General features: G+C 62.3%; 6 protein-coding genes. All 6 read right to left on the bottom strand.

What is annotated here, in order from left to right; translation table 11 throughout:
- Positions 1-46 precede the first annotated feature (46 nt).
- Entirely contained in the window at positions 47-2,206 is a 2,160-nt protein-coding gene (locus tag MRBLMC3_RS22695) for a beta-glucosidase (RefSeq protein WP_363832607.1), read from the bottom strand.
- 60 nt (positions 2,207-2,266) lie between these two features.
- On the bottom strand, positions 2,267-5,602 hold the full coding sequence (locus tag MRBLMC3_RS22690; RefSeq protein WP_363832605.1) for a glycosyl hydrolase: 3,336 nt from the start codon (positions 5,600-5,602) through the stop codon (positions 2,267-2,269).
- Between the two features lie 21 nt (positions 5,603-5,623).
- Positions 5,624-8,365: a TonB-dependent receptor plug domain-containing protein gene (locus tag MRBLMC3_RS22685; protein ID WP_363752706.1), complete on the bottom strand. Its 2,742-nt coding sequence runs from the start codon at positions 8,363-8,365 to the stop codon at positions 5,624-5,626.
- A gap of 240 nt (positions 8,366-8,605) precedes the next feature.
- A complete protein-coding gene (gene lldD, locus MRBLMC3_RS22680; RefSeq protein ID WP_363736727.1) occupies positions 8,606-9,790 on the bottom strand; it encodes an FMN-dependent L-lactate dehydrogenase LldD in 1,185 nt (394 codons plus the stop codon).
- Positions 9,787-10,551 (bottom strand): SDR family NAD(P)-dependent oxidoreductase, encoded by a 765-nt coding sequence (locus MRBLMC3_RS22675; RefSeq protein ID WP_363832709.1) that lies wholly within the window; start codon positions 10,549-10,551, stop codon positions 9,787-9,789. The genes lldD and MRBLMC3_RS22675 overlap by 4 nt, the downstream gene beginning before the upstream one ends.
- Positions 10,551-11,345 carry an IclR family transcriptional regulator gene (locus MRBLMC3_RS22670; protein WP_363736728.1) on the bottom strand — a complete coding sequence of 265 codons (795 nt, stop codon included), beginning with the start codon at positions 11,343-11,345 and terminating at the stop codon, positions 10,551-10,553. The genes MRBLMC3_RS22675 and MRBLMC3_RS22670 overlap by 1 nt, the downstream gene beginning before the upstream one ends.

The following is an 11,345-nucleotide window of genomic DNA, read 5'->3' as shown; positions in this document are numbered from 1 at the left end:
AAGATGAAGACCATGAGGCTCCTGGTGCCTCGGGATCATAGAGCTATCAGCGAGAAACCATCTGCGCAGCGAGTTTGACGCTCATGACCTCATCCAGATCAAGTGCAGATTGCCCTGTCGCGATGTCGTATTGGCCCCCAGCGATGGCCCAGCCCTTGTCGGTCCAGTCGGCAAGGAGACGGCGATCGACCTTCATCGTTACGGTGCGGCTTTGCCCCGGCGCCAGTTCGACGCGCGAGAAACCGATCAGTCGTCGCACGGGCTTGCCGTTAATCGACACCAAATAGGCCTGGGGCACGTCAAAGCCGCTACGCTCGCCGATATTCTTGACCGTGAGCGTCACACTGGGATCGGAGCCGCCCGATATCTTCAGGCCGGAATGCGCAAATCTGGTGTAGCTCAAACCTTCACCGAAAGCGAAGAGCGGCTTCACGCCCTTGGCCGCATACCATTTATAACCGACGTTCGCGCCTTCATCATAGTCGATCGGGAGGGCCGTCTTCTCAGGCAATCCGAGACCGGGAATCGTCCGCCGTGGAAGATCGCTTTCGTCTGCTGGGAAACTGATGGGCAGCCTGCCTCCAGGATTGACGGCGCCCGTCAGAACGTCGGCGATCGCCTCGCCTCCCCCCTGCCCCGGATACCAGGCCTCGAGGACGCCCTTCACCTTTCCCAGCCACGGCATTTTGACGGGATTCCCGGTCTCGAGCACGACGATCGTATTCGGATTGGCGGTCGCCACCGCATCGATCAGCGCATCCTGCCCTTCGGGCAGCGTCAGGCTCCCATCCACGCCTTCGGACTGCCATTGGGTCGCAAAAACGATCGCCAGATCCGAGTGTGCGGCAAATGCCGCTGCTTCCTCGGGCACGTAGCCGCTGTCGAACTCGATGTTCGTCCGGGGCAGTGCGGCCTGGAGCGCCTTGAGCGGCGACGACGGCATGTAGAGGATCTTCGACCAGTTGCTCATTATCCCGCGTCCGCCGAGCGGCAGCAGCAAGACCTGCCCGGCCGGCGTGACCTGGCTCGATCCGCCTCCGGAGATCACGCCCACGTCGGCATGGCCTCCAATGACCGCGATCGACTTTGCGTTGGCAGCAAGAGGCAGTATGCCGCCTTCGTTCTTGAGCAGGACGATACCGGCATCGGCAATTTTCCGCACGGCGTTCGCGTGGGCGGCAAAGTCGATCGGCCTTTCCCGAAGCGGCGCATCGGCACCGACCGCATAGAGCGATCGCAGGATGCGACGCACCGCGTCGGACACCCGTGCCTTTGGCACGCGCCCGGCTGCCACTTCATCCTGCAGCGGCTTGTCGAAATATGTTTCCTTGTCCAGTTGCGCACCCGACTGCTGATCGAGCCCCTTTGCGAAATAGCTGACGTCGTGAACCGCTCCCCAATCCGACATGACCCATCCCGGATATTTCCAGTCCGCCTTCAGGACCTTGTTCAAGAGGAAATCGCTTCCGCACGCATAGGCGCCGTTGACCTGATTGTACGCGCACATCACAGCGCCCGGATGACCCCGATCGATAGCGATCTCGAAGGCGAGCAGATCGCTTTCCCGAAACGATTTCTCCTCGATCCTCGCGTCGATAGATTGACGTAACGTCTCCTGGTCGTTCAACGCGAAATGCTTGACGGTCGAGACGACATGCTCGCTCTGTACGCCGCTGATCGAAGCGCCGGCGATGGTGCCGGCGAGCAACGGATCTTCACCCGCATATTCGAAGTTGCGGCCGTTGCGTGGATCGCGCGCCAGATTAACCCCGCCGGCAAGGAGCACGTTGAAACCCTTGGACCGCGCTTCATTGCCGGCCAGCGCGCCACTCGCAAAAGCGAGATCGGGGGAGAATGTCGCTGCCAGCAAGAGACTGGACGGCAGGGCAGTCGATATATCGCCCTTGCGAGACTGGAACGGGTTCACGACACCCAGGCTGGCATCGCTTTCATAGATATCGGGAATGCCCAGGCGGGGTATGCCGCGAACAAACCCTGCGGTGGATTTGAGACCCGGGGGGATCGGCGGCAAACCGGGAATTGCGATCGGCATGATGCCATGGAGAAGCTGGAAGCGCTCGACGTCGGTCATCTTGGCCTCGGTCGCCGCGGCCTTGGCGTCTGCCGGATCCTGCGCAGTTGCCGGAAAGCAGGGCGCTATTCCGGAAAGCAGCGCTGCAACGAGCCCGAATCTGACGCTTTTCATTTGCACACCTATAATATTCCATGATGCAGAAGGGGCTCTGAGGAGCGATAGCCAATCACCTCAGTCCGCCGGGTCCATGGCTGTAAGGCGGACAGGACCGATGAGCCCCGATGGAAGAAGTTTGCTGTCGGCCCGGTACGTTGACGCGGGCGCATAAGCAAAGGGCTTGGCACCCGGTTGCTTGTCGCCGATCAGGCGGTTGACCCAGAGGTTGGCAACCCTGACGACGATCCGGTTGGACCCCGCCTTCAGGAAGCCCGTCACGTCCACGCGATAAGGGGCATGCCAACTGATACTTACGGCGCGGCCGTTGATTTCAACCTGAGCAAGATCCCGGACGTTGCCGAGATCGAGAACCATATGGCGCCCTGTACCGATCATCTTGCCCGGCACGTCGATCATCGTGTCATAGGCCGCCACGCCCGAGAAATAGCGTATCGACGGTTCGGTGGATTTGGACCAGTCACCCAATTTGAAGGATTGACGTCCCGGCGGCCCACCCCAGCCATTCTCGAACCGGATGCTCCAGCCGCGGTCGAGCGTCATCGTTGCCGCGACGCGCGGGCCGGCGACGGTCCGGGACAGCTTGTCCGTCCGACCTTTGAAGACGACAAATCCCGCCTGTTGGGGGTCGAGCTTCAGATCGACGACCGTTTTGCCTCCGGACCGCCTGAACGACAGATCCCGGGCCTTGCCATCCTCGGGAGACCACCATTGCGGGATCCGGCCATCTACACGAAACGCGACCTGCGGATTGATGTCTGCCGAGGACTGGTTCGACAGGAAATAGATGTCGCTGTCTGACGCACGCCTGTGCAGGAACAACAGCTGCGCGCCGTTATCGTCCACATCAGGTGCTATCCGCCTGGTTCGCAGGACATCGGCCAGAGAGCTTTGGGCATAGACCATACCCTGACCGAGCTGGCGAACCTCCCCATCATGTCCCCAAAGCAGATCTACTCCCTTCCAATAAGCGGCACCTTCGTCGTTCAGGCCGATGCCGCCCTTCGGACGCATCGCAACCAAAGTCGCCCCGGCACGCACCAGCGCGCCAAGCTTCTCGACGACCGGCAAGGACAGCCGATGAACGGTTTGAGGGATGTAAAGCACCTGATATTGCATGCCCGTCTGGGTGACGATCTTACCGTCGCGCACCGACAGTTTGTCGAGAAGAGCCTCGGGGTTGATATAATCGAAGGCATAACCGGGAGGCACGTCCTTGTTCGGAGCAAGCTCGAACTGGCGCGTCGGCCCATCCTCCTCCCCGTAGAAATAAGCGACGTCCGCCACGAAGCGACCCTGCTGTAGCAGGTGCGACGTTCGCGCCAGATAATCGACGAACGGGCGGGCCATTCCCGCCCATGTTTCGTTCCGATTGAAATATTGTCCGAAAAAGCCAAGCGCGAGGCCCGGCTTGCGATCCGGGAACGGTTGGAGGTGTGACTCGTGAAGGAGAATGCGATTGACGCCTCGCGCGAAGATTTGGTCGGCGACGGGCTTCATCATCGCCGGAGAGAAAGCCCATGGATCGTTGCCTGCCGCAACCGTCAGCGCTTCCGCGGCCACCAGGGGCTTTCCGTAGACGTGCGCAGCCGACGCCGCCTCCTGGAGATCGGCTACGAGCGAAGGCTGCCCGGCAACCGTCGCGAACGGCCGATACCAAAACTCACCCGTCGGTATGTCGGATCGGGATTTCGCCGTCATGGCATCGACGATGGCGCGGGGCGTGTCGCCCTGGACCTCCGTATAGTAGGTCATGCCGCGTTTGTGAGCAGCATCGGCCAGGACATCATAGTGACTGGAGATCAGAAGATCTTTCAGCGTCTGGCGGAAGTCAGCAAGAAATGCGTCGCTACGTTCGGAACTGCCCACTACGTAACCCGCCAGAGCAGGAAGCCACGGCAAGGGATCATAGCCTCGCCGTTTGCGGAACTCCTGCAACAAGGCGGGTGTCCAGTTCTGGACTCCCGCCTCCCAGCTATCGGTAAGCAGGCCATTGACCGCCGCAGGACCGAGATTGACGCCGATACGATCGCTGTACAGGCTGAAGAGCCCATCGACATAGCGGTCGACAGCTTTTGCATCGAGCTTGTCGACTTCCAGCCCGGTCGCGACCGGTTCGGCGGGTCCGTTGGTCTGTCCCGTCAACGACCAGCCGAAGCGGAGGATCATCCAACGCCCTGGAGGCGGCGTCCAGTCCAGAGCCCCTTCGCCGGTGACATAGCGTTCAAGATCGATGACCGATGTCGGTGACAATCCCGCCGATTTTGCGGCGGGTTCCAGGGTCGCCTGGTCGACTATGGATTGAAATCCGGCCTTGGCTTCGAAGCCATCGATCCGCGGCGCGGCACTATACGTCACGCGCTGAAGGTGGAAGATGACCGGTCCAGGAGGAGGGACCAGACCTCTTGGCAGACCCGAAAGCACGCGCCAGGGCTTGGGCGCGCCGAAGCGGATCCTGAACACCAGGCCTGTCGCAGGTTTGAAGGCAAATGTCTGCTGTCGCGACGGATGCTCGGCCTCGTCTTGGGGAACGTGCCGCACCAGATCGAAGGTCTTGCCATCGCGGCTGACCAGGATGTCGATCGCAGGCCGCGTGCTCATGGCCAGCGTGAGCGCCCGCATTTCCACGGGTTTGGCGTAACGCACATCGACGTAGGCGCTGCCGTCCGTCGACATAGGTAACGCAAAGTCTGACGATAAGTCGGCCGCTGCAGTCGCCAGGGCCTCGGCGGAGCCGGCGCTCGACGTATAGGAAGGAGCCGCAGCCTCCTCCGCCGGCAGAGGAAAGGCGATGACGGGACCGGGCCCCGATGCAATCGGATCCGGTGTTTTCGGATCGCCGGGTAAGGAAAAGCCTGGGTCTCGAGGCACGGAAGCAAATGGTCCGGTCGCGGTCGGGAGGGACGGCAAGTCGGTTTTTATGCGATGGCCACCCTCGACGATCTTCGTCGCCCAAACATATTTCTTCATGCCGTCAGCGGGTTGCACCCAGGGCCCGCCCGTCTCACTCCAACCAGGCGAACCGGCTATCGTCACGTCCATCCCATCCGCATGCGCCCTATCCACGGCGGCGCGAAAAGCTGTCCTCCACGTAACGCTCATGAAGGGAGCAGGATGATCGACGACAGTGGGCTCCAGCCGGCCACCGGCAAAAGCGTGGACTCCGCCGATGCCCACGTCGTGCAGCCACTGTAGATCGAGGAGCGCGCCCTCTTGCGTGACGTTCCCGCTCATCCAGTGCCACCAGACCTGCGGGCGCGCCTCATGTGGCGGGTCTTCGAAGCCCGCCCTAAGCTTGTCCGATGGCGCCGGCTGGCTTTGGCCGTTTGCCGATGCCATTGCAAAGAGGCCGCAGGCCGCTGCAAAAGCGCCTTGAGTGACCCGCCGCCCCATCCTCTCCTCCCTATTCGACCGTCAGAACCGTCCGCGAAGGGACAGGCTGACAATCCGACCGAGCGTACCTCCGTTTGTATAACCGGAAAGGGCACCCGCCGAGACGGACGCACCATAATAAGGCGGATCGGCGTCAAACAGGTTCTGCACCGTGACCCCGATATCCGCTCCTTTCATGAAGCCGATCGCATTGAGATTATAACCGACGAACACGTCCGTCACAGTATAGCCGCGAACATGGCTTTGGCCGGGCGAGATGCCGTCGAGCACATGATACCCACCGTTGCGCCGAATAGTCAGGTTTGTGGTCACCGGGCCGCTGGTGGCGCCGAGCGAACCGACAATGTTATATTTGGGAGTCTGGCCATTCACGACCGTGCTTGCGAGATAATCCTGATACGCCCCGCCGGCGGTGGCCGAGATCTTCTTGTTCAGGATATAAGTTCCGGCGATTTGTCCATAAATCGTGCCGAAGGAAACATCGGTATTGTAGGAAACATTGAAATCAAATCCGTCCAGCTTTTCGCTGCCGAAATTAGCCCGTCGTGCGTCCACCACGCCGATGATGTTGCTTCCCGGCTTGAACAGGTCAGCGACAGACTGGATGTTCGGAGCACCGCCATTGTCGAGTCTCAGCCAGAGCGGCTGAATGCTGCTTATATAGGCCTCGCTGCACTGCTGGACGGGCGAAGCGGCGCCGCATAGATTATAGGCGGTGCTGAGGGCCCCCGGGAATCCATATGCCCCGAGCGAAAGTGAAACGAGATTGTCGATCTTCGTGTTCCAATATGTCAGGCCCAGCTTCAGCCCACGGATCGCATGCGGGCTATAATCGCCACCGATCGAGTAATTTCGACCGGTCTGCGGCTTCAAACCCTGGCCCGCGCCGGCGATAAAGGCCAGATAGGTTTGGGGCGCCAAAGTCAGGACCTGCAGGCGCGTATCGATCTTGTTTCCTGAGTCGGCAAGGCTGGGTGCAACGAACGTCGTCTGGTAGACGCCACGAAGCGTCAGATCCTCGAACGGCTTATAGTCGATACCGAAGCGGGGGTTCGTCGTTCCGCCAAAGTCGCTATAGTGGTCATATCGGACGGCGGCGTCGAGCGACAGCGCGTTGATAAACGGCACCGCATTCTCGCGTCCGACAACAGGCACAAACAGCTCCGCAAAGCCAGCCTTGACAGTCCGCGTGGCGTCGTAGCTCGCCAGGCCGGACCGATCGCCGATCGAACCGGTCACGGTAGAGTTGAACAGCGATTGCCGGCGAACTTCGCCGCCAACAGCCAGCTTCACATCACCGCCCGGGAGGGAGAACAACGTTCCGTTGGCAACGATCTGGCCACTGACAATCTTGTTCACGCCGCGCGTGTAAATCTCGTGATCCGCCAGATTTGCCAGCACATCAGACGGGGTCTGCGACGTGTCGTAAGGATTGAAATTCGTTGCCGTGATGGCCGATCCGTTCAAGCCGGTCCGGTCGTGGATGGTAGCCGTGCTATGGCCGTACAGGAAATCACCGCGCAGTTGCCAACGATCATTGATCGTCCAGGTCAGACTTGGATCGACCTGATACTGTTCAAATCGCTGGGGCGAAACGCGGGCATTTCCCAGCCCTCTAGAGTAGTTGTAGCTAACCGTCTGCGACGTCTCGCCGTTCACTGGCCTGAAGTAGGAATTGCTTGCGTCGATGGTGATTGACGAAGGAATAGACGCGATATCGGTATAGACCTTGTCAGTTCTGAGACCGTAGATGCCGTCGACAGAAAACTTGAGCGAAGGGGTGATTTCCTGTTCGAGGTAGGCGAAGACATTGACACGACGCTCGACCGGAGTGAGGCTCGTATAGTCGGTCTGATCGCAACGCGGAACGGACGGGACACTTTGGAAATTCGGAGCAGTGTACACCGTGCCGTTGACGGTGAAATTGCCGTAGCCGCACGACGTGGTGCGCAGATCCGAACCTCCGTGGCTCGTGAAGTCAGACGTGATGTAGTCGCGGTCCTTGCCGAAGATCGCGTCGTGAGCCGCATAGGCGGCACTGATCAGAACAGAGCCTGTCGACCAGTGGGTGCCAGCAGTCAGCGTTACGTCGTTCTCGTGATAATCCTGACCGAACTGATGCTGGTAGTGCATCTGAAGGCCGTCGAAGCGCTTCTTCGCGACGAAGTTGACCACACCGCCAATCGCATCAGAACCGTATGTCGCCGACCCGCCGTCCGGCAGGACCTGGACGGTTTCGAGTGCGTCGGCCGGAATCAGATTGGGATCGGGGTCGGTGGAAAGAACGCCGACAGGCACGATCCGATGGCCGTTGAAAAGAACCAGGGTCGCTGTCTGGCCGGAAGAATTGCCATTTGTGTTTCCGAAGCCGCGCAGCGCAATCTTGGCCACGGGTGTGGCGAAGCTCGCCGAACCGGAAGAGACGCTGTTCAGCGTCGGAAGCTGTGGCACCGTCTGGTTGAGGACGTCGATTGCCGCACTGCTGCCGGTCGACCGAATTGCGGCACTGCTCACGGTGAGAAGGTTGGAGCCGGTGGGTTTCGCCACGCCGCGTATCAAGGTGCCGGTGACGACAATATCCTGCGAAGACGCTTGTGTCTGGCCATCGTCCGCCGCAGGCGCGAGCGTCGATCCGGCCGCATCCGCGCCGGCAGTGTCCGCGACGGGCGCGGGCGTATCTGGCGCGGTCTGTGCAAAAACAGCCTGGGTCGAGCACAAGGCGGATCCCGCCAGCAGCAGGGCGAGTCCCTGGATCGTCTTCATATCATTCCCCTCTTGCGGGCACGCCACGCCGGCCGGCGACGGCGGTGGCCGCATCCCGGCGAGACGAACCTCGTTATCTGTTGAAAATCGGGCGGCGCATTTCGAGGCGCCAGCAATCAGGTCAGCGGATCATAGCCTTCAATCCTCCCCGGCCTCACCTGAGACTCGATGACAGTCGCATTGCTGCCTGAGCCTCGGGATGCGGGGATTGACGGCAGATGTCAACATAATTCTCAAAAATTATTCTATCATTCCATTATGTGAGAATTGATTTGCCAGGCGTGACCGATCGATGGAGGAGATGTCCGTGCACCCCGTCAGCGCCATCGCCACCCGCATCTCGGCCTCGACCTGGCGCAGGACGTGGGCAACGCCCGCCTGCCCGGCGGCGGAAAGCGCGTAGACCCAGGCTCGCCCCAACAGCACCGCATCGGCGCCGAGCGCGAGCATCCGCACGACATCGAGGCCGGATCGGATACCGCCGTCCGCCAGCACGGCCAGCCGGTCGCGCACCGCATCGGCGATCGGCGGAAGCGCGCGGGCACTCGACAGCACGCCATCAAGCTGGCGGCCGCCATGGTTGGAGACCACGATCCCGTCGGCGCCGATCGCGGCGGCGGCCTTCGCATCCTCGACGTCGAGGATGCCCTTGATGATCAGCGGTCCGTCCCAGGTCTGGCGGATGAAGTCGAGATCGCGCCACGATACCGAGGGATCGAAATTGTTGCGCATCCAGGCGAAGAAATCCTCCAGCCCGGTGTTGGGGCCGAGCACCGGCGCGACGTTGCCAAGCTGGTGCGGGCGGCCGTTGAGGCCGACGTCCCACGCCCAGCGCGGATGCGTCGCGCCCTGCCACGCGCGCCGCAGTGCGCCGCCGAGGCCCGGCGCGCCAGCCAGACCCGAGTGATAGTCACGATAGCGCGATCCCGGCACCGGCATGTCGACCGTGAAGACCAGCGCCGAGCAACCGAGCGCTCGCGCCTTCTCCAGCAATTCGCGCATGAAGCCGCGATCGCGGATCATGTAGAGCTGGAACCAGAAGGGCTTCGTGGTTCCTGCCGCAACCTCGTCCAGCGGGCAGGCCGAGACGGTCGAAAGGCAGAAGGGCACGCCCGCCGCCTCCGCCGCGCGCGCTGCCTGCACCTCGCCGCGTCGCGCGTTCATCCCCGCAAGGCCGATCGGGGCGAGGCCCACCGGCAGCGCCAGCCTCTGCCCGAAGAGAGTGGTCGCCAGATCGATCGTCGATACATCGTTAAGCACCCGCTGGCGAAGCGCGATCGCCTCCAGGTCCGCGACGTTGCGCTTCAGCGTCACCTCGGCATAGGAACCGCCGTCGATATATTCGAACAGGAAGGGCGGCAGACGGCGCCGGGCCAGCTCGCGATAGTCGATCGCGGAGGCTGCCGTGCGGATCTTGCGGCTCATTGCAGGTTCACGAACGCGCCGCCATCGACCAGCAGCGCCGCGCCGGTGACATAGCGCGCCATGTCGGAAGCAAGGAAGACGATCGGACCGGCGAGATCCTCGGGCGCCCCAAGCCGCCCGAGCGGGATGCGCGCCTCCATGCGCGTCCGCTTTTCCGCGTCGGCAAGGTCGTCCTTGTTGATGTCGGTTAGGATCGTGCCGGGCAGCACCGAATTGCAGCGGATGCCATATCTGCCGAGCGCGATCGCGGTCGATTGCATCAGCGAGTGGATGCCCGCCTTGGTGGGGGTATAGTGGGTCTGCATCTCCCCGCCGACCAGCGCCGAGATCGACGAGACCGCGACGATCGCCCCGCCGTCTCCCTGTCGCACCATCTGGTTGGCGGCCGCCTGCACCATGTAGAAGGCGCCGTGGAGGTTGACGCCCATCGTCCGCTCGAAGGTCTTGGCAGGCATGTCGAGAAAGGCGTGGAACGGGCAGATGCCGGCGTTCGACACGAATATGTCGACCCGCCCGAGCGCGTCCACCGCTCGGCTGACGAAATCGGTTGCGGTGCGCGCATCGGCGACGTCGCCTTCGATGGCAATCGCGCGGCGTCCCAGCGCCTCGATCTGCGCCACCGCGCTCGCGGCGCCTTCGTCATGCCCCAGATAGTTGATCGCGACATCGGCGCCGTGGCGCGCCGCCTCGATCGCCGTCGCCCGCCCGATGCCGGCGGAGCCACCGGTGACGAGCAGCACCTTGTTCTGCAAAAGCATCATCATCCTCTGGTCTTGGGGGGCGACCAGCCGAGTTCGGTGCTGATCGCCTTCGCGGTGTCGACCACCTCGGTGGCGAGGTCCACCATCCGCTGGTCGTCCATATATTGCGCGGCGCTGGATACGCTGATCGCGCCGACGATCTTGCCGGCGACGTCCCGGATTGGCGCCGCCACGCAGCGTATCTGGTCCTCATTCTCCTCGAGGTCGAAGGCGCGGCCTGCCTCGACATAGCCCGCCATCCGCTCGCGCCACAGCGCGGGATCGACCGGGTGGGAGCCGCTTTTCTGGTCGGCATCGAAGCGCTCGGCCCAGTAAGCGGGCGGGTGATCGAGCATGAGCGCCTTGCCGAGGCCCGTGGAGCTGAGCGGTTGGCGATCACCGACCCGGCTGGAAATGGTGATCCGCCGGCGCCCCGGAACCTTGTCGAGGTAGAGCGCCTGATCGTCGACCAATACGCCCATATGCACGGTGTCGCCGGTCGAGGACGAGAGGCGCTCGAGATGATCGCGCGCAACCTGGATGAGGTCGATCTGCGCCTGCGCCATTGCGCCCAGTTGCAGCAGCTTGGCGCCCAGGCGGTAGCCGGCGCGCGGCGTGTAGGCGAGGTAGCCGCGATCGGCCAAAGCCGTAGCCAGCCGGTACGTCGTGCTCTTGGCGAGGCCGATCCGCTCGGACAGTTCGGCCAGCGCCAAACCCTCCTCGCTCACCGCCTCCAGAATATCGAGCCCGCGCATAAGCGTCTGGCTGCCCGCGCCCACGCTGCTGCCGCTCTCCTCGTTTTTGTTTTCGGTCAT

Source organism: Sphingobium sp. LMC3-1-1.1, assembly GCF_040676285.1.
Lineage (GTDB): Bacteria > Pseudomonadota > Alphaproteobacteria > Sphingomonadales > Sphingomonadaceae > Sphingobium.
Note: the sequence above shows the minus strand (reverse complement) of the source record. Positions and strands in the feature narration are given on the sequence as shown.